This window comes from Vibrio nomapromontoriensis, assembly GCF_050337205.1.
Classification (GTDB): Bacteria; Pseudomonadota; Gammaproteobacteria; order Enterobacterales; family Vibrionaceae; genus Vibrio; species Vibrio nomapromontoriensis.
This window is the reverse complement of record NZ_JAKJSS010000007.1, coordinates 662,437-688,918: the sequence shown is the minus strand read 5'-3', so window position 1 is coordinate 688,918 and position 26,482 is coordinate 662,437. Positions and strand designations below refer to the sequence as shown.

25 protein-coding genes are annotated in these 26,482 nt (G+C 44.9%); 12 read left to right on the top strand and 13 right to left on the bottom strand.

The genetic code is table 11. The features are described from left to right. The first annotated feature begins 18 nt into the window (after nt 1–18). Nucleotides 19–507 carry a CvpA family protein gene (locus tag L4D05_RS07235; protein ID WP_428751686.1) on the top strand — a complete coding sequence of 163 codons (489 nt, stop codon included), beginning with the start codon at nt 19–21 and terminating at the stop codon, nt 505–507. A 37-nt stretch (nt 508–544) separates the two neighbouring features. Beyond that, nucleotides 545–2,059: an amidophosphoribosyltransferase gene (gene purF, locus L4D05_RS07230; protein ID WP_428751687.1), complete on the top strand. Its 1,515-nt coding sequence runs from the start codon at nt 545–547 to the stop codon at nt 2,057–2,059. Between the two features lie 92 nt (nt 2,060–2,151). Here the strand turns inward: purF and L4D05_RS07225 are convergent, their stop codons facing one another. Beyond that, nucleotides 2,152–3,027, bottom strand: a complete 876-nt coding sequence (locus L4D05_RS07225; protein WP_428751689.1) for a LysR family transcriptional regulator — start codon at nt 3,025–3,027, stop codon at nt 2,152–2,154. A 376-nt stretch (nt 3,028–3,403) separates the two neighbouring features. Between L4D05_RS07225 and L4D05_RS07220 the strand changes: the two genes are divergently transcribed. The 6 genes from L4D05_RS07220 (at nt 3,404) to recR (ending at nt 9,218) form a co-directional block, all read left to right on the top strand. Beyond that, nucleotides 3,404–4,507 carry a response regulator gene (locus L4D05_RS07220; protein WP_428793454.1) on the top strand — a complete coding sequence of 368 codons (1,104 nt, stop codon included), beginning with the start codon at nt 3,404–3,406 and terminating at the stop codon, nt 4,505–4,507. A 292-nt stretch (nt 4,508–4,799) separates the two neighbouring features. Further along, nucleotides 4,800–5,219: a YbaN family protein gene (locus L4D05_RS07215; RefSeq protein WP_428793453.1), complete on the top strand. Its 420-nt coding sequence runs from the start codon at nt 4,800–4,802 to the stop codon at nt 5,217–5,219. A 131-nt stretch (nt 5,220–5,350) separates the two neighbouring features. Beyond that, nucleotides 5,351–5,896: an adenine phosphoribosyltransferase gene (gene apt, locus L4D05_RS07210; RefSeq protein ID WP_428793452.1), complete on the top strand. Its 546-nt coding sequence runs from the start codon at nt 5,351–5,353 to the stop codon at nt 5,894–5,896. Nucleotides 5,897–5,909: 13 nt separating this feature from the next. Next, nucleotides 5,910–8,180 (top strand): DNA polymerase III subunit gamma/tau, encoded by a 2,271-nt coding sequence (gene dnaX / locus L4D05_RS07205; protein WP_428793451.1) that lies wholly within the window; start codon nt 5,910–5,912, stop codon nt 8,178–8,180. Between the two features lie 86 nt (nt 8,181–8,266). Beyond that, nucleotides 8,267–8,596, top strand: a complete 330-nt coding sequence (locus tag L4D05_RS07200; protein WP_102471711.1) for a YbaB/EbfC family nucleoid-associated protein — start codon at nt 8,267–8,269, stop codon at nt 8,594–8,596. A gap of 22 nt (nt 8,597–8,618) precedes the next feature. Further along, nucleotides 8,619–9,218, top strand: a complete 600-nt coding sequence (gene recR / locus L4D05_RS07195; RefSeq protein ID WP_428751695.1) for a recombination mediator RecR — start codon at nt 8,619–8,621, stop codon at nt 9,216–9,218. A gap of 123 nt (nt 9,219–9,341) precedes the next feature. On the opposite strand, the gene aqpZ is transcribed toward recR, so the two are convergent. Together aqpZ and L4D05_RS07185 are read right to left on the bottom strand one after the other, a co-directional pair. Next, the gene (gene aqpZ, locus L4D05_RS07190) at nt 9,342–10,037 is read right to left on the bottom strand and encodes an aquaporin Z (protein WP_250616629.1); all 696 of its coding nucleotides are present in this window, start codon (nt 10,035–10,037) and stop codon (nt 9,342–9,344) included. A 100-nt stretch (nt 10,038–10,137) separates the two neighbouring features. Beyond that, complete coding sequence (locus L4D05_RS07185) at nt 10,138–10,392, bottom strand: hypothetical protein (RefSeq protein WP_428751697.1); 255 nt, start codon at nt 10,390–10,392, stop codon at nt 10,138–10,140. A gap of 343 nt (nt 10,393–10,735) precedes the next feature. Between L4D05_RS07185 and L4D05_RS07180 the strand changes: the two genes are divergently transcribed. Next, nucleotides 10,736–11,431 (top strand): hypothetical protein, encoded by a 696-nt coding sequence (locus L4D05_RS07180; RefSeq protein WP_428793450.1) that lies wholly within the window; start codon nt 10,736–10,738, stop codon nt 11,429–11,431. A 246-nt stretch (nt 11,432–11,677) separates the two neighbouring features. Here L4D05_RS07180 and L4D05_RS07175 read toward each other — a convergent pair whose 3' ends face one another. Further along, the gene (locus tag L4D05_RS07175; protein ID WP_428793449.1) at nt 11,678–11,926 is read right to left on the bottom strand and encodes a YkgJ family cysteine cluster protein; all 249 of its coding nucleotides are present in this window, start codon (nt 11,924–11,926) and stop codon (nt 11,678–11,680) included. A 146-nt stretch (nt 11,927–12,072) separates the two neighbouring features. On the opposite strand from L4D05_RS07175, the gene L4D05_RS07170 reads away from it, so the two are divergent. Then, on the top strand, nt 12,073–12,510 hold the full coding sequence (locus tag L4D05_RS07170; protein ID WP_428793448.1) for a YcgN family cysteine cluster protein: 438 nt from the start codon (nt 12,073–12,075) through the stop codon (nt 12,508–12,510). Nucleotides 12,511–12,604: 94 nt separating this feature from the next. Here the strand turns inward: L4D05_RS07170 and L4D05_RS07165 are convergent, their stop codons facing one another. The 6 genes from L4D05_RS07165 to gap all read right to left on the bottom strand — a co-directional run bounded on the left by L4D05_RS07165 (nt 12,605) and on the right by gap (nt 19,021). Further along, entirely contained in the window at nt 12,605–14,479 is a 1,875-nt protein-coding gene (locus tag L4D05_RS07165; protein ID WP_428793447.1) for a BCCT family transporter, read from the bottom strand. Between the two features lie 109 nt (nt 14,480–14,588). Further along, nucleotides 14,589–14,930: a hypothetical protein gene (locus L4D05_RS07160; RefSeq protein ID WP_428793446.1), complete on the bottom strand. Its 342-nt coding sequence runs from the start codon at nt 14,928–14,930 to the stop codon at nt 14,589–14,591. A gap of 139 nt (nt 14,931–15,069) precedes the next feature. Beyond that, nucleotides 15,070–16,029 carry a ChaN family lipoprotein gene (locus L4D05_RS07155; protein WP_428793445.1) on the bottom strand — a complete coding sequence of 320 codons (960 nt, stop codon included), beginning with the start codon at nt 16,027–16,029 and terminating at the stop codon, nt 15,070–15,072. A 110-nt stretch (nt 16,030–16,139) separates the two neighbouring features. Beyond that, the gene (gene rlmA / locus L4D05_RS07150; RefSeq protein WP_428793564.1) at nt 16,140–16,973 is read right to left on the bottom strand and encodes a 23S rRNA (guanine(745)-N(1))-methyltransferase; all 834 of its coding nucleotides are present in this window, start codon (nt 16,971–16,973) and stop codon (nt 16,140–16,142) included. Between the two features lie 73 nt (nt 16,974–17,046). After that, complete coding sequence (locus L4D05_RS07145; RefSeq protein ID WP_428751707.1) at nt 17,047–17,931, bottom strand: D-hexose-6-phosphate mutarotase; 885 nt, start codon at nt 17,929–17,931, stop codon at nt 17,047–17,049. A gap of 94 nt (nt 17,932–18,025) precedes the next feature. Beyond that, nucleotides 18,026–19,021 (bottom strand): type I glyceraldehyde-3-phosphate dehydrogenase, encoded by a 996-nt coding sequence (gap, locus tag L4D05_RS07140; RefSeq protein WP_265673358.1) that lies wholly within the window; start codon nt 19,019–19,021, stop codon nt 18,026–18,028. A 335-nt stretch (nt 19,022–19,356) separates the two neighbouring features. On the opposite strand from gap, the gene msrB reads away from it, so the two are divergent. Beyond that, nucleotides 19,357–19,767 carry a peptide-methionine (R)-S-oxide reductase MsrB gene (msrB, locus tag L4D05_RS07135; RefSeq protein ID WP_428793444.1) on the top strand — a complete coding sequence of 137 codons (411 nt, stop codon included), beginning with the start codon at nt 19,357–19,359 and terminating at the stop codon, nt 19,765–19,767. 96 nt (nt 19,768–19,863) lie between these two features. On the opposite strand, the gene L4D05_RS07130 is transcribed toward msrB, so the two are convergent. Beyond that, nucleotides 19,864–20,685 carry a DUF2989 domain-containing protein gene (locus L4D05_RS07130; RefSeq protein WP_428793443.1) on the bottom strand — a complete coding sequence of 274 codons (822 nt, stop codon included), beginning with the start codon at nt 20,683–20,685 and terminating at the stop codon, nt 19,864–19,866. A 142-nt stretch (nt 20,686–20,827) separates the two neighbouring features. Between L4D05_RS07130 and L4D05_RS07125 the strand changes: the two genes are divergently transcribed. After that, nucleotides 20,828–21,112, top strand: coding sequence for a YeaC family protein (locus tag L4D05_RS07125; RefSeq protein ID WP_428751710.1), 285 nt, complete (start codon nt 20,828–20,830; stop codon nt 21,110–21,112). A 98-nt stretch (nt 21,113–21,210) separates the two neighbouring features. Here L4D05_RS07125 and L4D05_RS07120 read toward each other — a convergent pair whose 3' ends face one another. Next, the gene (locus tag L4D05_RS07120) at nt 21,211–22,770 is read right to left on the bottom strand and encodes a SulP family inorganic anion transporter (RefSeq protein ID WP_265673362.1); all 1,560 of its coding nucleotides are present in this window, start codon (nt 22,768–22,770) and stop codon (nt 21,211–21,213) included. A gap of 334 nt (nt 22,771–23,104) precedes the next feature. Beyond that, complete coding sequence (gene rne / locus L4D05_RS07115; RefSeq protein WP_428793442.1) at nt 23,105–26,263, bottom strand: ribonuclease E; 3,159 nt, start codon at nt 26,261–26,263, stop codon at nt 23,105–23,107. Between the last annotated feature and the right edge of the window lie 219 nt (nt 26,264–26,482).

Genomic DNA, 26,482 nt, shown 5'->3' with positions numbered 1-26,482 from the left:
ACTTGAGATGAATAATTAATGAATTGGTTAGATTTTGTCATTTTGGGTGTGATTGGGCTGTCAGCTTTAATCAGCTTAGTTCGCGGATTCGCTAAAGAAGCGATGTCGTTGGTAATATGGTTTGGTGCATTTTTTATCGCCAGTCAGTACTACGCTAAACTAGCGGTGTACTTTACTAATATTGAAGACGAGATGTTTCGTAATGGCGCCGCAATCGCTGCTCTATTTGTCGCAACACTCATTGTTGGGGCATTGATCAATTATGTTCTAGGGCAGTTGGTTCAAAAAACGGGATTGTCAGGTACAGATCGAGTATTGGGTGTGGTGTTTGGTGCACTACGAGGTGTGCTAATCGTGTCAGCGGTGCTGTTTTTTGTGGATACCTTTACCACATTGAATAGCAGCGAATGGTGGGAAAGCTCACAGCTCATGCCGCATTTTAAGCTGGTGATTCAACCGTTTTTTGAGCATATCGAAGCAACTTCTAGTTTCCTGTCTGGCGCATAATTGCGCCAGCTAAATGTCGCAAATCGAGGATTAGGACATGTGTGGTATTGTTGGAATCGTTGGCTCTACGCCTGTGAATCAGTCTATCTATGACGCTTTGACCGTTTTACAGCATCGTGGCCAAGATGCCGCTGGTATTGTTACCATAGAAAGCAATCGTTTTCGTCTGCGTAAGGCGAATGGTCTCGTTAAAGATGTTTTTGAAGCGAAACACATGCAACGCCTTCAAGGCTGTGTGGGAATTGGTCACGTACGCTACCCAACAGCAGGTAGTTCAAGTGCATCAGAGGCTCAGCCTTTCTACGTAAACTCACCGTTTGGTATTACGTTGGCTCACAACGGCAACTTAACCAATGCGAATGAAGTGCGTGAAAAGTTGTTCGAAAAAGACCGCCGTCATGTCAACACGACTTCTGATTCTGAAGTGCTTCTTAATGTACTTGCACATGAGATTGATACCGTTAAAGGTAACGTGACCTCAGATGACGTATTCCGCGCAGTGACAAACGTGCACCGTGCCATTAAGGGTGCGTACGCAGTGGCAGCAATGATTATCGGTCACGGTATGATTGCGTTCCGTGACCCGCACGGTATTCGACCTTTATGCTTAGGTAAGCGTGAAGTGAATGGAAAAACGGAATACATGGTGGCATCAGAATCTGTTGCGCTGGACGCAGTTGGCTTTGACTTCATTCGTGACGTTGCACCAGGCGAAGGTATTTACGCGACATTTGATGGTGAATTACACACGCGTCAATGTGCTGATAATCCGGCATTAAACCCATGTATCTTTGAATTTGTTTATTTTGCTCGACCAGACTCTTTTATCGATAAAATTTCGGTTTACAGTGCTCGCGTAGAAATGGGTAAAAAACTGGGTGAGCGCATTCAGCAAGAATATAGCGATCTCGACATTGATGTTGTTATCCCAATCCCTGAGACCTCTTGCGATATCGCTCTGCAAATAGCACAAGCGATTGATAAGCCTTACCGCCAAGGGTTTGTTAAAAACCGTTATGTTGGACGTACGTTCATCATGCCGGGCCAACAACAGCGTAAGAAGTCTGTGCGTCGTAAACTTAATGCGATTCGCTCTGAATTTAAAGGCAAGAACGTACTGTTGGTTGATGACTCCATTGTGCGTGGTACTACGTCAGAGCAGATTATCGAGATGGCCCGTGATTCCGGTGCAAATAAGGTTTACATGGTATCGGCGGCTCCGGAAGTACGCTTCCCGAACGTATACGGTATCGATATGCCAAGCGCCAACGAGCTTATTGCTCATGGTCGTGATAACGATGCAATCTGTAAAGCGATTGGTGCTGACGCACTGATTTTCCAAACGCTACCAGATTTAATTGAAGCGGTAGGTATGGGCAACCCAGATATCAGCTGCTTTGATACTTCAGTTTTCAATGGTCAATATGTGACGGGAGACATCGATCAAGAGTACCTTGATTTCCTCGACTCACTGCGTAACGATGATTCGAAAGTACAACGAGAAATTCAGCAAGATCTTGCTAACCTAGAGCTTCATAACGAAGGCGCGTAATATTGCTCGCATTTCTACGGACGTAAAAAAACCAGAGTGAATTTCGCTCTGGTTTTTTATCGCTAGTGGATCTTGGACTGAGTGACTGATCTCTAGTGAATTGAATAATCGATAACGAAATCAATAAACAATCGGACTTTCTCTGGTAAGTGATCTTTGTGATTGTAGAGCATGTAAATGTCGCGTGGATTGGCACTCCAATCGGGAAGAATGCGTACCAGCTCACCGTTGTCGATGTACTCTTTTACCATCACATCAGGCATTAACGTAATACCTAGCCCAGCCGAGCACGCTCTTCTAACGACATTTAGACTGTTGGCTTCAAAGCGCGCTTTTGTGTTGTTAATCACTGATTCACCACTGTTGTTTTTCAGTTGCCATTTGATCAGTGGTGCACCTTTAAGTAGGCGATGGGTCGTGAGCTCTTCTGCGTGAGAAGGCTCACCATTCTGTGCAAGGTAGCTAGGTGTTGCAATCAATACATCTTTAACTGTACTGATTTTTCGCGCAATTAGGCTCGAATCTCGTTGTGGACCAACGCGGAAAATAACATCCCATTCGGTTGGGTCAAGTTGGTCTGCGTGATTGCTGGTGGTTAACTCCAAACTAATATCAGGAAATTGTGCCATGAAGTCATTAAACATCGGCATGATCATGCGTTTAGTCAGATTTGAAGGTGACGATATCTTAAGCTTGCCTGACGCGCCTTTGCATTCGTCAGCAATTTCTTCAGATGTTGCCGTGAGTCTATGAAGCAATGGTGAACATTCGTTATAAAAACGCTCTCCCGCCTCTGTTAAAGACAGTTTTCGGGCGTGGCGATTTAATAAACGCAGATTAAGAGAGTCTTCAAGCGCTTGGATTCGTCGCGTTATGGTTGCAACAGGAATCATGGTTTTGCGTGAAGTTGCAGTATAACTCCCATTTTCAACAACAAGTCGGAATAGGTTTAGATCGTCGAGTTTCATATGGTCAACTATTTGTATTGATTCGTTTTATTATGGCTTAGCCCGATAGGCTCAACTCGCAGGCAGCATGACTGTAGACACTAAATTAGTGGAAACAATGGCTGAGAATAGCTCAATATCAATAAGTTAGTTTAAATATTAACAAGTTGGTTAAATCTCAGACACCCACATATTGTATTAGATCTTGAAGCAAAGGGGTACATTTGTATAAAAGACTATTTTTGCCTACAGTTAATATACTCAAGAGCCAGTGGCTTGGGAGTAGATTACTCAATTAAGTGCATTATTGTAGCGTTTCCTTGCGACACGAAGTTTGATGCAAACCAATAAAAACGATAACGAAACGCGCAATGGAAGATTTGTGAGGCGTAATTTTATGTCTAAAACTGACAGTCAAGTTGCTGAGGTGCAGGCGCATCAGCCAAGTCTCGCGAGGATTATGGTGGTTGACGACGACCCTGTATTTCGCTCGGTGACAAAAAACTATTTGGAAGCGATAGGGTATCGTGTGTTTGAGGCGCAAGATGGTTTGGAGGCGTTAAGGCTGCTCGATTCCACGCAACCAGATTTAGTGCTATGCGATTTATCTATGCCGCTATTAACGGGGATGGAATTTGCCGAAGAAGTGAGAATGGAGTACCCATCACTTCCGGTCATCGTCATATCGGCAACCGGAGAGATGGGAGATGTGGCTAAAGCGCTACGCCTTGGCGTTAAAGATTTTTTAACGAAACCAATCGCGGACTACCGATACTTAAATGAGGCGATTGATAAAGTATTGCAAGACAGTGCTTATGTGTGTGAACAGAGCGATTTTGTTAGCCGTTGGTTCCGGTTAGAGGAAAGTGACAAGGATAATTCTCAAGATGAGCAAGAACTGCATTGGCACTTAAAGTTTTTACAAGAAAACCCCAATGCTGCGCGTGAGCTATTAACGGCACTATTACCAGAAAAGGATTGTTCTTTAGGGGCTTGGCACAGTAGTTATCGACTGCTTCAATCCACTACGAATCTACCTTTAGTGTTCGACTTTTCTTGGCTGATGAGCGGACAACTGGCTTTTTACTTGGTCGACGCCTCGTCCAGCGAGGAGGGCGGGATCGCGAGCACCTTACTGGTTAGAGCATTATTTGATGATTATATTCGCCGAGTACAGCACAACAGTGTTGATCTTAAAGACTTAGCCATAAACATAGAGAAAGGCCTAGAGTGCTCGGTTGGTGCCTATCCCGTCGATGCTCTTTTAGGTGTGATTGATTTGTCCGATCGCACGCTTTCGATATTGCCTGCTGGTTTAGATTGCCGTTGGCAAAATGGGGATGCTCACTATCATATTGCAGGTGGCCAGAAGTTAGGCGAAAACTGCATTCGCAATTTTATGACTAAAGATCTTCCGGTTCATGAGTTGAGTAAGCTTTCTATGAGTCAGGTTGGTGCATCTAGCTTTAGTTGGGATATTCGCTCATCTGAGAGCGATTAACAAAGAATAACCATACAGTTACTCTGTTTTTGATGGTTTGTAATTAATATATAGTGCGCATGTTAATGAAATGGTGACTGATCGCCATTTCATTGCATGGCCGGTGTTTAACGACGAACGATAACGTCGACACGGCTCACTATCATTTAAAGTCATCAATTTAAGAGCAAAGTTATGTCTAACACTGAATTCAAAGAACCCTATAATATTTTCTATTTCTTAGGCTTCATCGCTGTATTGCTTATTCCAACCCTTCCGGCTACTCTGACTTTATTTCGTATCATGAATGGGTATGCAACTTTTTGAAAGCAAAGTTAATATGACACTGCGACAGGCCTTATGGAGTGTCGCGGGCATCTGCTCGGTTACCCTAGGGGTAATTGGGATATTTCTACCACTATTACCGACGACTCCTTTCTTACTACTTGCCAGTGCGTGTTTTTTGAAAGGCAGTCCACACCTTCACCAGCGATTGCTGGCACATCCTAAACTCGGTCCTGTGATTTTAACCTGGGAAACCGAGCGAGCCGTATCGCGCGCGACGCGCAATAAAGGCATAGTGTTTATTTTGGCCAGTTTCCTGATCTCCATCATTGTTGTTCCGCTCGTGTGGTTAAAGGCTGCACTCTTTTGCCTATGTGGCATTGTTTTAGGCTTTTTTTTGCGACTTCCTGTGAAAGAGTCGGTTGCTGATAAGTCTGAAAGTCACTAACATTAGGGGATTGTTCGCTCGCGTTTTGCGAGTGTTTATTTTTAGGCCAACAGAATGAAAGTATGGTTTTGCGTTGTGAAATCATTACTCACGTCATTGGGCACAGATTGACCTCTCCAGAGACAAAAATTATGAGCATCGATAAAATTTCACAAATCAAAGCCAGCATCAAAAGCATTCCTGATTACCCAAAACCAGGCATTCTTTTTCGCGATGTCACCAGCTTAATGGAAGATCCTGAAGCCTATAGAGCAACCATTGCTCTGTTGGCAGAGAAATATAAGGATCAGGGTTTTACAAAAATTGTCGGTACAGAAGCTCGCGGATTTTTGTTTGGTGCACCATTGGCTTTAGAACTTGGTGTTGGATTTGTTCCAGTGCGTAAGCCTGGTAAGTTGCCACGCGAGACTGTGTCACAGTCTTACGAGCTAGAATATGGTACCGACGTATTAGAAATTCATACTGATGCTATTGTTGACGGTGACAAAGTGCTTATGGTCGACGACTTATTGGCAACTGGCGGCACTATTGAGGCAACGACAAAGTTGATCCGTCGACTCGGCGGTTCTGTGGCTCACGCTGCATTTGTGATTAACTTGCCAGAGATTGGCGGTGATAAACGCCTACAAGCGCTCGATTTAGACGTTTACAGCATTTGTGAATTCGAAGGTCACTAATCGGGAACTATTCATGAGTTATCTTGCTTTAGCCCGAAAATGGCGCCCAAAACAGTTTTCCGAAGTGGTGGGACAAGCGCATGTCCTTACTGCTCTAGAGAATGCATTAAGTCAAAACCGCTTACACCATGCCTATTTATTTAGTGGTACTCGCGGTGTGGGTAAAACCACAATAGGGCGCTTGTTTGCTAAGGGATTAAACTGTGAAACGGGTATTACGGCTACCCCGTGCGGTAAATGTGCGACGTGCGTAGAAATTGATGAAGGGCGAAGTGTCGACTTACTAGAAATTGACGCTGCCTCTCGGACTAAAGTTGAAGACACTCGTGAGTTGCTTGATAACGTTCAATATAAACCAGCGCGTAATCGCTTCAAGGTTTACTTGATCGATGAAGTGCACATGCTGTCGCGTCATAGTTTCAATGCCTTGCTGAAAACGTTGGAAGAGCCACCGGAATACGTCAAATTCCTGTTGGCCACAACCGATCCGCAAAAGCTGCCCGTGACTATCTTGTCACGCTGTCTGCAATTCCATTTGAAACCTATTACGGTTGATACCATCCAACAGCAATTGGTGGATATCCTAGGGCATGAGAAGGTGGATGCGGAGCATCAAGCATTGGCTTTAATTTCTCATGCCGCTGACGGCAGTATGCGAGACGCTCTGAGCTTAACCGACCAAGCGATAGCGTTAGGCAGTGGACATATCACCAAGTCGACGGTCAGCTTAATGCTGGGTACGTTAGACACCTCTCTTGCCATTAAGATTATTCAAGCCATTACGACAGGTGATGCCGCGCAAGTGATGAGTACGATTGAGCAACTGGCTGAGAACGGTGTCGATTGGGATGCGTTGTTGTTGGAGGTAGGTTCACAATTGCATCGTATTGCGATGTATCAAGCCTTGCCTGGAAGCCTTGATGTGAGCATCCCTGACAACGAAAAAGTCGCCGCGCTGGGCAAAAAACTTCAGCCAACCGATGTACAGCTCTACTATCAAATTGCAATAAAAGGTCGTCAAGATTTGGTTGCTTCGCCATCCCAGCGAATTGCAGTAGAAATGACGCTGTTGCGAATGCTTGCCTTTAGGCCTGCTACGCCGCTTAGCAGTAATGACATTGTTATTACGGGCTCGGCACAAACGACGCTTGCGTCCAGTACGTCTATGGCTAATGCTTCTAATGTTACTACCTCAGCGCCAGTAGCCGTGAAGCCTGCTTCACAAGCACAAGCACAAGCACCAGCACAGGGATATACTTCGCCAGCAGAATCGGCAATGCCTTATGATGTGCCGCCGCAAGAGCAATATGCAATGCCGTCAGATAATAGTGCGGTATCGCATTCGGCAGCACATGGCTATGACTCAGCACCGCATGGCTATGACTCGGCGCCTCAAGGTTATTACCCAGATTCTGCACCACAGCATGTTTCGCCGCCGATGTCACAATCAGCTGTGAATCAGCAGCCAATGAATCCATCACAGGTGCCGCCACAACAGCCTGTTCAGCAGCAACAAGTTACCCCGGAACCAACGCCTCAGCCTAAGGCTGCATCTGTTGGCGGCTTGCGTCATCAATTGCGTTCTAAAAGGCAGAGTTCGGCGCAGAGCGCATCTCGTCCAGGAGTGCCTACAACAAAAAAGACTGATGCGTCACCCGAACCAGCATCAGCAATAGAAAGAGTCGCGCAGCGAAGTACTCCTCGTCGCGCCGCTTCTGCTATTTCTGGTGACGCGAGTCGTGAAAACGCTTCTGAGCAAGTCGATGACAACGAACCGTATCGTTGGCGCGCGATGAACAAGGCGGTAGTGGAGACCAACACTACCCCATCGGTAAAGCCTTCAACGTTAAGAAAAGCACTTGAACATGTAAAAACGCCTGAAATGGCGCAGCGATTAACGGTTGAAGCCGCGCAGCAAGATTCATGGGCGGCATTAATTGAGAAACTAAACACCAGTAAATTGGTCCAACAATTAGCGCTGAACTCAGCTTACAGTAAAGACGGTTCCTCGATTTCTCTTGGCCTGCGAGCAACGCACGCCCATTTGAACACGGATAGGAACCAATCCGAGCTATTGGCGAGCCTAAACTCAGCGCTTGGTGAGTCGTGCCATTTGTCTGTGGAAGTGTCGGAGCAGGGCATTACGCCACTCGAACTGAGAGAAAAGATTTATCAAGATAAACTGGCCCATGCGGCAGGTGCTTTACAATCTGATGCCAACGTACAGTTTATTGTTACAAGATTTTCTGCAGAGCTAGACGAAGAGAGTATTCGTCCGCTATAAGTCTATAAAGCAAAGTATGTTAAGGGGTTGCATTTTTTAACCGTGCCCCCATGTTATTAATAATCTGAATCAACCGAGAGAAACCTATGTTTGGTAAAGGCGGAATGGGCAACATGATGAAGCAAGCCCAGCAAATGCAAGAGCGTATGCAAAAGCTTCAAGAAGAAATTGCAAACATGGAAGTAACAGGTGAATCTGGTGCGGGCCTTGTTAAGGTAACGATCACTGGTAGTCACAGCACACGTCGTGTCGAGATCGATGAGAGCTTGATGGAAGACGACAAAGAAATGCTAGAAGACCTGATTGCAGCGGCGTTTAACGATGCTGCTCGTCGTGTTGAAGAGACACAAAAAGAGAAAATGGCATCAGTGACTGGCGGTATGCAATTACCACCAGGTATGAAAATGCCATTCTAATTGAAAAATTAGAGAACAATAAATGCGAACTAGCCAAATGCTGGAGCATTTGATGGAGGCCTTGCGATGTCTACCTGGGGTTGGCCCCAAGTCAGCACAACGCATGGCCTTTCATTTGTTACAGCGAGACAGAAAAGGTGGGCTGCAGCTTGCCGAGGTTTTGTCTCAAGCCATGACCGATATCGGTCATTGTCAGGAATGTCGGACGTTTACGGAAGAAGAGACCTGCCATATTTGTACTAACCCTAAACGCAAAGAAAACGGTCAATTGTGCGTAGTAGAAAGCCCAGCAGATATCGCTGCGGTGGAAGCTACCGGGCAATATTCAGGACGTTACTTTGTGTTGATGGGGCACCTCTCACCATTAGATGGTATCGGGCCAAGCGATATCGGTTTAGATACCTTGGATTATCGTTTAAGGCAGCGTGATATTAGTGAAGTCATTCTTGCCACCAACCCAACAGTTGAAGGCGAAGCCACTGCTCACTATATTGCAGAGTTGTGTCACGAGCATGAAGTGACCGCGAGCCGAATTGCTCATGGCGTTCCTGTTGGTGGTGAGCTTGAGCTGGTAGATGGTACAACCTTGTCTCATTCCTTATTAGGACGACACAAGATTTAAAAAGGCGCGTTTATCGCGCCTTTTTTGATTGTCTGTTATTAATTTCGATTCCTACCTAATAACTATCCCTACCTAATAACTATTCCTACCTAATAACTATTCCTACCTAATAACAGTTACTAGCTAATCACTATTGCTACCAAGCAAAGAGCGATAGATCCATGCCCCGATTACCGCGCCGATGATAGGCGCAACCCAAAATAGCCACAATTGAGCTGTGGCCCATTCGCCCACATATAAGGCTACACCAGTACTACGAGCAGGGTTAACGGAAGTATTCGTGACCGGAATACTGATGAGGTGAATGAGGGTAAGACATAAACCAATAGCAATAGGGGCGAAGCCCTGTGGTGCTCTGGAGTCGGTCGCTCCCATAATGACAATAAGGAACATGGCGGTCATGACAATTTCACATACCAGCGCAGCAGTTAGCGTGTAACCACCTGGAGAGTGCTCGCCATAGCCATTAGATGCAAAGCCAGACGCGGTGGCATCAAACCCTGCTTGTCCAGAAGCAATAAGATAGAGTACGCCGCCTGCCAGTACTCCACCAACGACCTGAGCAATGATATAGGGTAGAAGTTCTTTGGCTTCAAATCGCCCGCCAGCCCACAAACCAATGCTGACCGCTGGGTTTAGGTGGCAGCCAGAGATGTGTCCGATGGCAAATGCCATGGTTAATACGGTTAAACCAAACGCCAACGCAACGCCTAGAAAGCCGATTCCTAGTTCAGGGAAGCCTGCGGCGAGCACGGCTGACCCACATCCTCCTAAAACCAACCAAAATGTACCAAATAGTTCAGCTAAATAACGATTCATAAGAAATCCCACTCCTATAATTGCGGTTCCTTTGAAACATAGCTGATTTTATTGATACCGCCAGTTTGGGCGAGGAGGCGCAAAGTATAGATATCAAGCCTTAAGGCTCAATTTGTTGTGATAACTGGGTAAGCTCCAACACAGAGTAGTGCTCGGCTTGTTCGCCTCTAGAAATTAAATCAACAACGTGAAACTCACTCATATCACCAAACTCTTTAGTGAGATAGTCGCGAAACGCGCTTTCGTTAGGCCACTTGCCACGAACGGTATAACCATCGTCTTTATCAAAATCTTCTGTCTCGAAGAAAGAGAAATCCGTCATACCGATGTTGTGACAATACAAGACGAGATACATGGTAAATCCTTAACTTTAAATACGATGCTAGGTATTTAAAGTGATTGTAGTAGGGGATGCAAGTGGGAAATCGGCGCAATTTTCGCTAAGAAGGAATGATAATAAGTGACATTCGTAACAGAATGGCGTTTTACGTCCTAGCGAGTAATTGAAAGCGGTATATGAAACCAGTACCATCCGCCATCAGAAGAATCGCACAAAGATTGTTCAGTAATCGCATGTAAGGTGCCGATACCATGACACATACTTAAAACTATAGATTAGGCGCGATGGTCGTTAGATCAAACTGACCGGAAGAATGTGATGAGTGACTGACTAACTGCGACTAAGACGGAGGTGGATAATGCAGGAAAACAAAAGTGATTATAGTAAATTAAAAGTAGTACAAACAAACTTCTATAGTCCAAACCTCTATGGGCAAGACGTAGAGGATTTTCATAATGGTAACAGTCGGGTATTAATGTATAGGTATGTAAAACTCATGCAGTTGTCTAAGTATATTCTCATCGCATGTGCTTTAGGGGTGTACTTTATTGGTTGGCTAAATCTAGGCACCATCTTATCCGTCAAATATGTAGATTTCATGTCTTCAAACTTGGTTGTAATTGATTCGTTACAAGAAGAGATAATAAAAGCAGGTGGAGGGCTGGTTGAATTATCAAATATAGTGTTAATACTATCATCTGTTATGCCATTATGTCTGGCTTTTGGTATGGTTCTTTTAGTTGTGGAGATTGCTTTTTTAAGAGAGTTTAAATTTTCAGAAATGATAAGACAAGTAAAAATATCCAGCTTTAGGATTGTTGGTATTATTTTAATTCTCTTGGTTGTAGTTTATATAGCAATATTCTTCTCATTTAACCATGCTGGTGCTAATAGCACTGGGAGGATGTCTTTCCTTTGGAAGCCTGTTGATGGGGTCTTAGGATATACGGTTTATACGTGGAGCTGCTTTGTATCTATTTGGACACTGCCATCAATAATGACTTCTACATATGCATTGTTTTTGAAAATAAAAAATGATGTTAGAATAGTTTAGTAGCATAAGTAATAGAAAAATAGAAACTGATGCTGCCGATCTGATTCGATATATTAAATTACTGCGCCGTGTTTGTTAGTTTTTATCTGTAGTGAATTTTGATAATAGCTTTTTAACGTGTCTATTCCTTAATTTTTCTCATAACGGCGAAATCTCAATTAGAGCCTTCGAAACTAGGCTTTTCTGGTGATAGGTAGGAAATGGTCGATCCGCGTTACTTGTTGCTAATATCGAGACAAGACCTTGTTAAGTCAGTCTATCAAGCTCCAATAAATTACTCAGCGCTTGTTGGTTAGTGCTACTGCATACATCAGGGCATGGTTTAAAATCATGGCACACTTTAGGTCGCTCTGGTTGACCAAAGAGTTTGCAAAGGTTGTCTTCATTGAGCTGTACGCAGCGCACGCCGGAAGGTTTGCCGTTGGGCATACCCGGAATGGCAGAAGAAATACTTGGTGCAATACAGCAGGCGCCACAGCCTAATCGACAGTCCATCTTAATAACCTAAAAGTAATGGGGCGCAGAGTGTACCAAACATCGTCGCTTGTACACAATTGAATCACGCTTGTCATAGAGAATGACTTGAAGTTTACCTAAACTAGCGGTATAAAACGCCTCCACAGAACGTAAAGGTAGTAAACATGAGCAAGCCATTTTGGGAAACAACACCGCTAGAAGCAATGTCGGAAGAGCAATGGGAGTCTCTATGCGATGGTTGTGGTAAATGTTGTCTCCATAAGCTCATGGATGAAGACTCCGACGACGTCTATTACACCAATGTGGCGTGCAGCTGGTTAAACAGCGACACCTGTTCATGTAAAGATTACATGAATCGTTTTGAATCTGGCGAAGAGTGCCTGAAGTTAACGCGAGACAAAATCTCTGAATTTAATTGGTTACCTGAAACGTGCGCGTATCGTGTGCTGTCTCAAGGCGAAAACCTCCCGGCATGGCATCCGTTAATTACTGGTAGTAAGGCAGCGATGCATGCTGCTGATGAAAGCGTAAGAAATAAAGTCGTGTATGAGATTGATGTGATTGACTGGGAAGACCACATTCTGAATCACCCCAATAGATAAGTTAGTGTCAGATTTGCCTGATTTATTCAGGGAAATTTATTCAGGGACCCACAATTAAAAAAGGCAGAGCGATTAACGCTCTGCCTTTTTAGTTTTAGCTAGCAGTACAGATTTCAGTAAAGCGCACTCTTGCGTCTTGAGCGGCTTGTGATGATTGCTCTTTTGAGTTTTGAGCATCACTGAGCGCTTGAAGTTTTGCTTCTAGCTCGTCAAGGAGAGCTTGTGGGATCTCGTGGTTTTCATCCGCAGCATGTTCAAGAGCGTAGGCGCGAATGGCCTTTTTCGTCTTAAACAACTCGTGCATTGCCGCGCGTTCTTCATCGGCCGCATTTTGTGCGATGTCACGACATTTTTCAAAATGAGCCAGTGCTACGCCTTCTGTTGACCAAGGATCAAATTCAGGCAGTTCTTCGATATTAATGGTCGGTTCGACATAATCATCTTGATGACGTATATCTAGCGTTGCCGCTTTCACAGCGGATATCATCAACATTACCGCGATGATAAGCAAAGGTAGACCACCGACAATCGCCGCTGTTTGCAGCGTACTTAATCCGCCTAAGAACATTAACACTGCTGGCATGAAGCTGAGCGTAAAGGCCCAGAACATACGGTTCCAACGCATTGGCTCTTGAGTCACGTCGTTTTGTACTACGGATGCCAAGATATAAGAAATCGAATCAAAGGTCGTTGCCGTGAAAATAATGCAAAGCACGGTAAAGAGTAGAATAATGAACCATGCAAATGGCAATTCAGATAGCATGGAGAAGATCGCTTTTGTTGGACCAAACGTGTTCAAAATGCCGACGATGTCTAATTGTCCAGATAACTGCAGTGATAGACCAAAGTTACCTAGAATAATGAAGAATAAGAAACAGCCGCAAGAGCCGAAGAATAGCGAACCCGCTACCATTTGTTTGATGGTACGGCCTCTGGAAATTCTCGCAACAAAGAGCCCCATACTTGGTGCAAATACTAGCCACCATGCCCAGTAGAAGATAGTCCAATCTTGGGGGAAGTGAGTATTGTCGAAAGTGCCGTAGCCGCCGAAAGGTTCTGCCCATGTCGCCATGACAAAGAAGTTTGACATCATACGACCAATCGAATCTAACCCGGTTTCTAAAATGAATACGGTAGGACCTAGAATTAACACCAGTGCCAATAAAATCATCGCACCCCAAAAGTTAATATTACTTAGAACCTTAATGCCTTTTTCCATTCCTGCGAAAGAGGAGTAGGCAAAAATACCAGTACAAACGGCAAGTACGCCAATCTGTGAGTAGGTATTTTGTGGCAAGCCAAATAGCACATTCAGGCCTTCACTAATGAGCGGTGCTGCAAGGCCAAGTGTTGTTGCCGCGCCACCCAAAAGACCGAAGATAAACAGAACATCAATTAACTTACCAAGCGCGCCATGCGTGTGTTTTTCACCAAGGACAGGGATGAGCGCGCTCGATACTTTTAACGCAGGTTGTTTGCGCACGTAATAGAAGTAGGCGATAGGCAATGCTGGAATGAGGTAAATTGACCACGCAATTGGGCCCCAGTGGAACAGGCCATAGGTAGCGGCCCAACGAACGGCTTCTTCACTGCCAGGCTCTAACTGAAATGGTGGCGCTTGATAGTAGTAAGCCCACTCAATGCAGCCCCAATACAGAATGCTGGCACCAATACCGCCACAAAATAGCATCGCAGCCCATGAGGAAGTTTTGAATTCAGGGGCTTCATCCGGGTCACCAAGTTTGATTTGTCCGATATCGCTGAAAATGATGAAAATCATGAAAAAGAAAGCGGCGAGACCGAGTGACAAATAGAGAAAGCCAAATTTGTCCGTCATGATCAGTTTGGCTTGTGAAATGACTTCCGCACCTTGTTGTGGAAACAAGATAAGAGGAATAATAACTGAAAAAAGTAGCGCGATAGCGCCAAAAAAGGTCGGTTTATCAATAAGTTTAAAGTAGCGTTCCATGTTGGCTAATCACTTAGTAAAAGAAGATGATTATCTAAGTAGAACGCCTTTGGCGACAAACACGATTGTTTGTCGTAAAGATAAAAACTGGTAGGTGGTGGTGAATTGGTTAGGCTAGAGCAAGAATTAATGCCCCAACGGTTACCGCCGCAGAAACGTATTGGCCTGCTGAGTAAGAGTCATCTTCTTGTTCCTTGAGATCATCGGGGTGATCCATGCCTAAAGCGCCATGTGCAAAGGATTGGACACTCTTACCCATGGACTCGTCTTCTTCTTTGGCTAGGCTATCTTGTTCCAACGCGGCTTTTGCCTGTGCAGATATTTGCACGGTATCGGATTCTGCCAATGGCAACGTTTTGCCGCTATTGGCGCCGTGAGCTTCTGCGGTCACAGGGCTGGCATTAGTCACCACAGGTGTTGTTTGACTCAGGTTAGAATTGACGCTTTGCATACCGGTTCTCCTTCACCACTATCAATATCTGTATCGCCACTGAAGATAAAAACTTTAATAAATTATATCAGCGGCGTGAATAGAACGTTATCAGTGGATATTGGTAGCAAAATCTAAGCCAAATGATTCAATGTGTGAATTATGGTGTACATATTAGGTTGTCATTTCTATTGCCTAGGGCCTTATAGGCGTTAAGTCGGTTTGCTTGTTGGACATAACGAGTTGGCATAGGAAGCACCTGTAATTGCATATCGCTGGTGGTCGATTCCGGGCTAATGTCGATAACTGGGCTGATGATGGCGATCTTTAGGTTAGGGTTTAATTTTTGTATTTGTGCTGCAGTACCGAGTCCGTTGTCGATATGAAATTTGCCGGCGATGTGCATCACTTGAGCAGTAGGCGTTGTGTCGATAAAGCGGACGATACTTTCCGCCATAGTCGCATCCCATGTCAGCTGAGCGGCGAACTGCTTAGCGGTTTGCTCGGGTGTGCCGTGGTGCATGGAGCTCATAAACTTATCTTTGTATGGACTGGTAGAGGTATCGATGGTTTCTGCTACATAGCTGCGCTCTATCGGGCTAAGCGTGTCGAGATAACTTATACCAGTTCGCCCGATACAGCGAACCGTTACTTTTGGCGCGTTGCTGGCAATCACCGATAATTGGTTTTGTTTCGCAAATTCGACAAGGGCGCGGTAGTCACTTTCATAGTTAGGCCACGCTTTTCCTTCAGATATTAAGGTTTGCTCGCCAATTTTCCCGTCTAGATAGTCGTTAACAATGGGTTGTGAGGGGCGAGAAAATTGCTCCATAGATAGGGCTACGTTGGGATTTTTGTTCGCTAATGCTTGCAACAATTCTGTTTGAAAGCGATGAATGGCAGGGTGGGTATGCCATTCTCCTATTAAGATTACGTCAGCGTTGGTCAGTGTCTCTGGTAAAGCTGTCAGTGAGATCGGTGCACCTTGGCTCGTGTAAAGTTGGTAATCGTAGAACGTTTCCACGTGCTGCGTTTGATGCGCTAAGGTTGAGCTTGTATTGAGAGATGATGCACACCCGCTGAGAAGGGCTGCAAGGAGGGCGATAGGTAATAACTTCATGAGATTAGCGAGCTCCTAAACAAAAATAGCCGACGTTATCGAAGGCTATTCGCGAGAAAGATGATAATCAAGTTAGCGATTGGATTCAATCTAATTGATAATTATTTTCATTACACTTTCTTGAATACTCTGACCATAAAGTCAGCTTGGCATTGAAACTGCTCAGCGGCTTTAAGTGTTGCTCTTACTTCATCTGTGGCTTTCCATGCGAATGGCGTCATTTGCAACAAATCATGCGCTTGGTCGCCCGTTAGCTTCATCACGTAGTTTAGCTTATTTTCCGAGACTAATTGGAATTGAGAGAGTGTTTCTGCCTCTTCATCATGAAGATGAACTTCATCATAAATACGCTCGCGTAATTCATATAGGTGATGTGCCCCTGGTGTGACAGTGACCACAATACCATCTTGTTGAATGCATCGAGCTAACTCTTCGGGTTTACAAGGTGCATAAATACGGATAGCGGCAGAGAGAGAGTCGTCAGCAAAAGGCAGTCGGTGGCTAGATGCTACGGTAAAAGAGACGTTGGTATAGCGCTTGGCCGCGTAACGAACGGCGACTTTGGAAATATCGAGTCCATAGCAGTCGATGGGGTGGTGCTGATCATCCCCTAAATGTTCACTTAGGTAATCCGCAAAATAATGCGTGTAGTAGCCTTCACCACAGCCTATATCCAGAGCTTGGACAGACACGAGTGGGTGATGTTGAACAAGGGACTGAGCGACGGCGTTACGCATGGGCGCGTAGAAGTCATGGGCGAGGAAGGTACGTCTTGCCTGCATCATCTCTTTGTTGTCGCCAGGATCTTTTGATTGCTTGTGCTGCACAGGCATCAAATTCACATAGCCTTCCTTCGCCATATCGAATTGATGGCGGTTTTCACAGGCAAAATGGCGTTCGCGCTGTTGAAGAGGGAGGTGGCAAAGTGGGCATTGATAAGACATACGGTTAGACTCGCGGAAAATTTTGCTAAGTCTAACCATATCATTGCCACTGCGCAATTAAGCAAAGGCGTTTTTATTGAATTCCAATGACCGTGGAAAGCACAGCGGTTTCACCCGGTGAAACTTGTTTACCTTGTTCTAGCGTTGGAGCATGCAGAGTAGACTCGACGCATAGGAACGTTTGGTAGCCGTCATCATTCATGTCACCCATGGCTTTGGCTCCAGCTGCCCAAGGGTTCCAAAGTACCGCTGAGTTATGCCCGTGGTTAGTAACCGAGATTGTGCGGTTGAGTCGGCTATCCTTGATGAGGATATCTTTCTCAGGCGCAGTATAGACGCGATCAATGGTATCGGTGAGAGCAAGCGTGTCACTGCCTTCACAGCGCTGCCCTTCGAGTAAGCCATCAATGTAACTGTGTCCCATACCTGTGACTTCTGTCGAGGTGATATCACCTACGTTGAAGTAGCTATGTAACGCACCGGAGTATGACCATGGCTTATCATCAGTGTTAGTCATGTTTAACGTTACAGTGAGTTGGTCACCGATTTCAACATTGAGGACTAGGGAAAACTGGTGTGGCCAAATTTCACGCGTTGTATCAGAGTCGTTTAAACCAAGGCTAATGATGACACCTTGTTCATTTTCTTTATGCTCAATAAGAGACCATTCGCTGGTGCGGGCAAACCCATGAGCGGGAGCGGCAATGCGACCAAACCAAGGCCAGCAAATAGGAATACCACCACGCAATGCGGTTGCGTTATCGTAAACGGCTTCTTTGCTCATCCAGATAAGATCGTGCTCGCCAGCAGGTTGGTAAGAGAGAACATGCCCCCCATGAAGAGAGATAGCGGCTGATGCTTTTGGGTGAATGACACGAACAATTTTATTGTCACCACATTGAGTAATGGTGACAAAATCAGAAAGTACGGTGACTGCTGGTAGGGAGTTAAAGTCCATATTTGATACCTCAGACTAGGAATACACACTTTTCAGGTACAAAAAAGGCGACCCTAAGAGTCGCCTTTTTAAAAGTTGGAACTAGATGCTTACATTACTTAGAGATGTGAGCTACTAGGTCTAGAACTTTGTTTGAGTAACCGATTTCGTTGTCGTACCAAGATACAACTTTAACGAATTTGTCAGTTAGAGCAACACCAGCTTTAGCATCGAATACTGAAGTTTGAACTTCACCGATGAAATCTTGTGATACTACTTGGTCTTCAGTGTAACCTAGAACACCTTTAAGCTCGCCTTCAGATGCTTCTTTCATAGCAGCACAGATTGCTTCGTAAGATGCAGCAGTCTTAAGGTTAACAGTTAGGTCAACTACAGATACGTTAGCAGTTGGTACACGGAAAGCCATACCAGTTAGAAGGCCGTTTAGTTCAGGAAGAACAACGCCTACAGCTTTAGCAGCACCAGTTGAAGATGGGATGATGTTTTGAGAAGCACCACGGCCACCGCGCCAGTCTTTAGCAGAAGGACCATCTACAGTTTTTTGAGTTGCTGTAGTAGCGTGAACTGTTGTCATAAGACCAGATTCGATACCGAACTTGTCGTTAAGAACTTTAGCTACAGGAGCTAGACAGTTAGTAGTACAAGAAGCGTTAGAAACGATGTCTTGACCTGCGTAAGTTGAATCGTTCACACCCATAACGAACATTGGAGTTGCGTCTTTAGAAGGGCCAGTTAGAACAACTTTCTTAGCACCAGCAGTGATGTGCTTACGTGCAGTCTCGTCTGTTAGGAAAAGACCTGTTGCTTCAGCAACTACGTCAACACCGATTGCATCCCATTTAAGATCTTCAGGGTTACGCTCAGCTGTTACACGTACAGTTTTACCGTTAACGATTAGGTTACCGCCTTCAACTTCAACAGTACCGTTGAAACGGCCGTGAGTTGAATCGTACTTAAGCATGTATGCCATGTACTCAACGTCGATTAGATCGTTAATACCTACTACTTCGATGTCGTTGCGCTCTTGCGCTGCACGAAATACGAAACGACCGATACGGCCAAAACCGTTAATACCTACTTTGATAGTCATTATGTTGCTCCACAACTTAATTTCTGTTTTAAGATAACTGGTAGTAAAATTACAGAATCCAGTCACTAACTTCAATAGATAATCGGAATTAATTTGTTTAAAGTCAAAAAAAAGTGTCGGATTTTTTAACGTTTAGCATTAAGTGATTGTTTTTTGAACTTTAGTCGAGTTTCTGTAATGTTAAAATGATGTGTTTAACCTTTGTGGCGAGCTGGGTTAACATATTTGAAACAGATTAGGTTCTACAGTTAAACAGCGTGCTACAGCAAAGTTTACTCTTAGCGGAACTTTAGAGTGACTAAAATGTAGTCAATAAGAAAGGGAGTGTAAAGGTTGTGAATCAGGAAAATAAAAAGGTCACTAAGACTGATGAGGACTGGCGTGAGGCTTTAACAGACGAACAATACAGAGTATGTCGTCAGCAAGGTACTGAAGCGCCTTTTTCTGGGACGTTGCTACACAATAAAGGGACAGGGCAATATTGTTGTACTTGCTGTGGTTCTGCATTGTTTGAATCAGAAAATAAGTATGACTCGGGCTGTGGTTGGCCAAGCTTTGATGCGCCTTTAAACAGTGATGCTATTCGTTATTTAGATGACACAAGTCACGGAATGGTGAGAGTAGAAATACGTTGTAGCACATGTGATAGTCATTTAGGGCATGTATTTGAAGATGGACCTAAAACAACGGGTGAAAGGTATTGTGTTAACTCAGTGTCGTTAATTTTCAACAAAACTGAAAGTTAAGACAAATTTTCTGAAGCTGGATGTATCATTATTACAGGTAGGTGGATGCTATGAAAAATAGGCTAACGCGAATTTCTCATAGCATAGGGCAATTGTTTAAAGATTGATTGTCGCGAGTTGACGAGTAAATTCACCCGCTTTTAGTGATGAGGTAATGGTGCTGGCCTGAGCATCAAGTCGTTGGTACTCATCGTCGTTAAAGGCAAACATTCGTTTTAGCTCTGTCACTGTGACAACAGGCACATCGAGCTGTTTACCAACCATTGTCCATAGATAAGATTCATGTGTTTTTGATAAAGCGTAGCTCACGCTAGCTAACGACTTGATTGTATCGTTGTTAATATTACCATCGTTAGAGAGCTCTAAAGAGCGCAAGAGTAATTCATGGGTTTTGGGCTTATCTCTTGAGATGTAATGAGTAGCAAGCGCATACTGCATCGCAGAGGATTCTAATGCTGGCTGCCCCTCCATGGCCAAAAACCGTCGTTTTGCTGTTGAGTCACCCGTTTCGCTCCATAAAAAATACAATGTTTCTGGTGCGTGTGATGGCGCAAGCTCAGCGTGTATACGCTCCTGTTCGTTTATTGCATACATGAGCGCGTTAAAGCGCTTTTCCTTTAATGCCGCTTGTTCGATAGGCTGTATTTGCGATGCCAACTCAAGGCACTTACGATATTCCTTAAGTAAGTAATACTCTTCGATTTGAGAAACGTCATTTTTCGGTATATCTAGCGCCTCATAGCGATGCCAGATCAAGTCAGTGCGAGTGATGCGGCATTGTCCATCATTTACATTTAATGAAGAGCACTGCAACGTGGGCTCCGATAGGCAGACTTGGTCCGTATTTTTGCGAGATTCAAAGCAACCTGTTAACAGGCCGCTAGATGATAGTAAGAGTATAGCGTAATGTAATTTCATTGATTTACTTGTGATCAGAGACACTGATTTATTGAGCTCAACTTGACTCAGTGTAACATCAGGTTATGGTTCCAGTAAGATATTAACCTCGCAGAACGTCGCTTTTGCGAGATAGAGAGAAAGAAAAATAAGAAGGTTCAGAATGGATGTAGAGCAACTCTTAAGTGCGATGACGCCAGATGTTTACGATCGACTTCTTTATGCGTGTGAGACCGGTCGCTGGCCAGAAGGAAGCGTATTGTCTCAAGACCAGAAAGATTCCTGTATGCAAGCTGTTATGCTATACCAGTCGAAGCATAATGTTGACCCCCAACATATGTCAGTGGCAGCGGGTGGGGAGATTGCCTTTAAGTCGAAGGCGGAGCTAAAGAAGCAGTTCTCAGCTGAGCAGGAAGATATTGTGCGCGTTAAAGTGGCAGAGAATTAAACAACCACAGTTAGCCTCAACATCGCGCTAGATGATAAGCACAAAAAAGGGACCGAATGGTCCCTTTTCTATTTTTTTGCTAACCGTTCAAGCAACGTTTAGCCAGCAAGAAGGTCTGTGGCAACCTTGTAGCTTGGATCTTCTTTTACGTTGATTTCAACTAAGCTGCCTGCTTTATGTAATAAAGCACGGCAATCTGGGCTTAGGTGTCTTAGGTGCAACGTTTTTCCAACAGCAGTGTAGCGCTCGGCGAGTGTTTCAATTGCTTCGATAGCAGAGTGGTCCGCCACGCGAGACTGAGCAAAATCAACGATCACATCTTGTGGGTCATTTTTCGCATCAAACAACTCTAAGAAATTACTGGCTGAGCCAAAGAAGATAGGACCATTAATCTTGTATTCTTTTGAGCCTTCTTCGTTAATATGGCTGCTTGCATAGATATGTTTAGCATGTTCCCACGCAAACATAAGGGCAGACACAACCACACCAATGGCTACGGCGACAGCTAGATCTGTTAATACAGTCACAACGGTTACCAGTACGATAACAAAGAAGTCTTGTTTAGGGACACGGCGTGCAAGTTTGAACGTTGCCCACTCAAAGGTACCAATCACAACCATGAACATGACCCCAACTAGCGCCGCTAGAGGAATCATTTCAATCATGGCAGAAGCAAATAGAATGAAGAACAGCAGTGCACTTGCGGCGACGATGCCGGATAAACGACCGCGACCACCAGAGTTTACGTTGATCATTGATTGACCGATCATCGCACAGCCACCCATCGCACCAAACACAGAACATGTCACGTTAGCTAGACCTTGACCCACACATTCACGGTTAGATTGACCACGAGTATTGGTCATTTCATCGAGAACCGTTAGCGTTAGTAGTGATTCAATCAAGCCAATTGCCGCTAAGATAATCGCGTATGGAAGGATAATATTGAATGTTTCTAATGTGAACGGCACAGCAGGAATAGAGAACGTAGGTAGCGAGCCAGCCAATGTTGCAGTGACATCCCCTGACATCGTTCTTAGGAAGTCCACAACGGTACGTGTTTCAAGACCTAACAGATGAACTAATGCCGTTACGGCGACAATCGCAACTAATGATGAAGGTACTGCGGTAGTAAGTTTTGGTAGGAAATGAATGATAGCCATGGTGAGTGCGACAAGGCCCAGCATGATAATCATTTGTCCTTGTGGTAACCATGTCATCGCGCCTGTCAAATCTGGGGCTTTAAACTGGCCCATTTGAGCGAGGAAAATAACGATGGCGAGACCATTTACAAAGCCGATCATTACCGGATGTGGCACCATTCGGATGAATTTACCCAGTTTGAAGAGGCCAGCTGTGATCTGCAAAAAACCAGCGAACATGATGGCGGCAAAGAGGTATTGAACGCCGTGTGTTGCCACTAAGCTAACCATCACAACAGCCATTGCACCAGTAGCACCTGAAATCATGCCAGGGCGACCACCAAAGATTGAGGTGATTAGGCCGACGATAAAGGCAGCGTAGAGACCTACCATTGGGTCAACACCAGCCACGAATGCAAACGCAACCGCTTCAGGAACTAACGCTAAGGCTACAGTTAGCCCCGATAACACATCGTTTTTAACCGAGTGCTTTGAAAATTGTGGAAATTCAAACATAGGATTCAATTCAGTAGTTGTGTTGGATAAACATCCATTCCAAACAGCACAAGTAGCGACATGATTAAAAAGGGGTGTTGCTGCAAGAATCGCGGCAATTCAAAGCTAATTACAATCATTATCGGCATGTCATGTGACAGCGATAGGGCGTATTGGTAATGAAACGTACGAGGTTGCGCATGCTACAGAAATGTGAGGAGAAGTTCAATAATGAAACGAAATGTGTATGTATTAAACTCGGTAAAAAAATGGGTTGCCAAGGCAACCCATTTTTATTTCTTGCTACTCACACTCTAATGTTAACGCATTAAGAAGTGTTAAAACCGATGGGTTATTAGTAGTTAGGCTTAGTCGTTGCTGCACCCGCAGAACTTCTTGCTACCTGGCTACCCGCACCTTTCGGTGTGTAACGTTCAGTTCTGAAAGCCGCCGCTTTAACTTCGATGTCACCTAACTCAGCAACGCCTGGCGCTTTTGCCATTGCGGCGCTAGCGTGACCTTTAAAGCTAGATTTAGCTAGAACTTGTTTAGGGGCTTGCTTAGGTGCTTGAGCCGGTGCCTGTGCTGATTTTTTAACGACAGGTGCCGCTTCTACCGCTGCAGCCACTTTTTCTTCCGTTACCTCTACTTCTACAGTAACTGGTTCGGTAACAACCGTAGGCTCGTTAGCAACAGGTGCTTCAATCACCTCATTTTCAACGGCTTTAGCTTCTGCTGCTGCTACTTCTGCTTCTACTACTTTAGCTTCCACAGCTTCTGTATCAGCAGCTTTAGTTTCAACAACGATAGCTTCAACGACAGGTGTATCGACCACAGCTGCCTCTGCGATAGGCGCTTTAACAATCGGTGCTTCTACTACGGTACTCTCAGTGATCGCTTGGTTTGCCATTGGTGCTTCTACAATAGCAGAACTTAGAATGATCACTTTGCCCATTGCCATTTCTGGGCGAGCAACACCTGAAGTAATGGTTGACGTTGCAACCGTGCTTGTCGCTTCCTGCTGAGTTTTCTTAGGTGCTGGCTTAATAATGCCATAGCTTGGCATTACTTTACCCATTGCCATCTCTGGAGAGGCAACGCCACCTTTTCTTAGTCTAAACGGGTTAGGGCGACGATCGCGACCGCGACGACGGCGTTGACCACTGGCACGCAGGTGACGAGGAGAGCGACGGTTACGACGTTGCTTACCTTCTTCTTTTGCTGCTGGTGCGTCAGTATTTTGCGTATCAACAACGGCATCAACGGTTTTTGCTGCTTGCGTTGCTTTTTCGCTCTGAACTTTTAGGTTTTCCGTTTCTTGAGCAATAACTTCAACGTCTTGTTGAGCGTTTTGATCTTTAGTACGGATTTGCTTAGTCAGCTTACGACGTTGACGGCGTTCTTTGATCTTCGCTGTCTTCTCTTCAGTACGTGGTGCTTTTTCTTGCGTACGAGGCGCTGCTTTCTCAGCTTGAACATCAGCCGCTATTTGTTGACCTTGCTCAGCAACCTTCGACTTACCAGTAGACTCATCACGCTTTTTGTTGCGACGGTCTTGTGGTTTGTTACGACGGTTTTGTGACTTACGCGGCTCTTGAGCCGTTTCATTCTGCTCTTTTGCTGCGTCGGCGTCTTGTGTTGGCTTACGACGATTTTTGTTGCGATCGTTATCACGTGAATCGCGGTTGTCACGATTATTGCGACGACGCTGGTCATTGCGATTGTTGCGACGAGGCTTATCACCGCGTGGCTTATCTTCTTTCTTAGGCTCAGTTGTTTCTTTCTTCGGTTCTTCTGAAGACGCAAAGAATGAGCTAATAGCGGAGAAGAAACGTGAAACTAGACCAGGTTTGTTGCTTTCTGGTGCTGCTTCAGCTTTTGCTGCAGGTTTAGGTGCAACTGGTGCTGGAGTAGCGAAGCCTTGAACAGCTGGTTGCTCGATCTTACGAGGCTTAATTTCAGATTCTGGCGCTTCTTTGCTTTCCGCTTCTTTCAGAGCATCAATCTTCTTAGGAAGTAGGTAAGAAAGAAGGTCGTGCTCTTCGCCATCACGTACACGAATCACCTCAAAGTGAGGTGTTTCCATATCTGAATCTGGAACAACCGTAATTTTAACTTCTTGAACGCGTTCAATGTGGTTAACAGAGCGACGCTTTTCATTAAGAAGGTAAGAAGCAATAGGCACAGGGACAATCGCCAAAACTTGGCAAGTGTTGTCTTTAAGTGCTTCTTCTTCAATTAGACGCAGAACAGACAGCGCTAAAGATTCATTGTCACGAACGACACCAGTACCTGTACAGCGTGGACAAATATGGTGACTTGCTTCAGCGAGTGATGGGCTTAAGCGTTGACGAGACATCTCTAGTAGACCGAAACGCGAGATGCGACCAATCTGGACACGAGCACGGTCGATACGAACCGCTTCACGTAGTCGGTTTTCAACTTCTCTTTGGTGACGAACTGGCGTCATATCGATAAAGTCGATGACGACTAAGCCGCCCAAGTCACGTAGACGAAGTTGGCGAGCAATTTCATCTGCGGCTTCTAAGTTAGTATTTAGCGCGGTTTCTTCGATGTCACTGCCTTTAGTTGCACGAGCAGAGTTGATATCGATAGAAGTTAGAGCTTCTGTTGGGTCGATAACGATTGAGCCGCCAGATGGAAGACGAACTTCACGCTGGAACGCTGACTCAATTTGGCTTTCAATTTGGTAGTGGCTAAACAGCGGTACTTCACCATCGTATTTTTTAACACGGCTAACAAAGTCTGGGCGTACATGCTCAATATGTTGTTTGGCGCGTTCGTAAATGGTGTTGCTATCAATCAAGATCTCACCAATATCACGACGTAAGTAATCGCGTAGCGCACGAACAATAACGTTGCTCTCTTGGTGAATTAAGAAAGGTGCTGGGTTAGCGTCTGCGGCGTTTTTAATATTGCCCCAGTTGTTTAGAAGGAACTTCAAATCCCACTCTAGTTCTTCTGCACTTTTACCTACGCCAGCAGTACGGACGATAAGGCCCATACCTTGTGGTAGTTCAAGTGTGCTCAGTGCCGCTTTTAGTTCTGTGCGTTCTTCACCTTCGATACGACGAGAAATACCGCCAGCTCTTGGGTTATTAGGCATCAATACTAAGTAGCTGCCTGCTAGAGAGATAAATGTCGTCAGTGCTGCACCTTTGCTGCCGCGCTCCTCTTTTTCAACTTGCACGATCACTTCTTGGCCTTCGCTTAACACATCTTTGATGCTTGGGCGACCTTGGTAGGTATAACCGGCTGGGAAGTATTCGCGTGCAATTTCTTTAAGAGGGAGGAAACCATGGCGATCGGCACCGTAGTCAACGAATGCAGCCTCAAGGCTTGGTTCTACTCGTGTGATACGACCTTTATAGATGTTTGCTTTTTTTGATTCGTGACCTGGACTTTCAATATCTAGGTCAAATAGTCGCTGGCCATCGACCAGAGCGACACGCAACTCTTCTTTTTGAGTTGCGTTGATTAACATTCTTTTCATTGCGGAAATTCTCGTTTATTTTCTTTGTTTTCATCATTGCTCTTGTCACGAAGGTCGTAAATCGTGGTGCCTGATCCCATGGCTAATAATGTTGCAGCCTCCCGGCTGGAAGGGGATGCTCTGGGGCACTACAGTCATCACACAAGTCAAACTTGGGTGATCCGCATATGGCGGTAATACTCAAACACGAATACGTGAGTAGATGACAAGGCTGCCTTA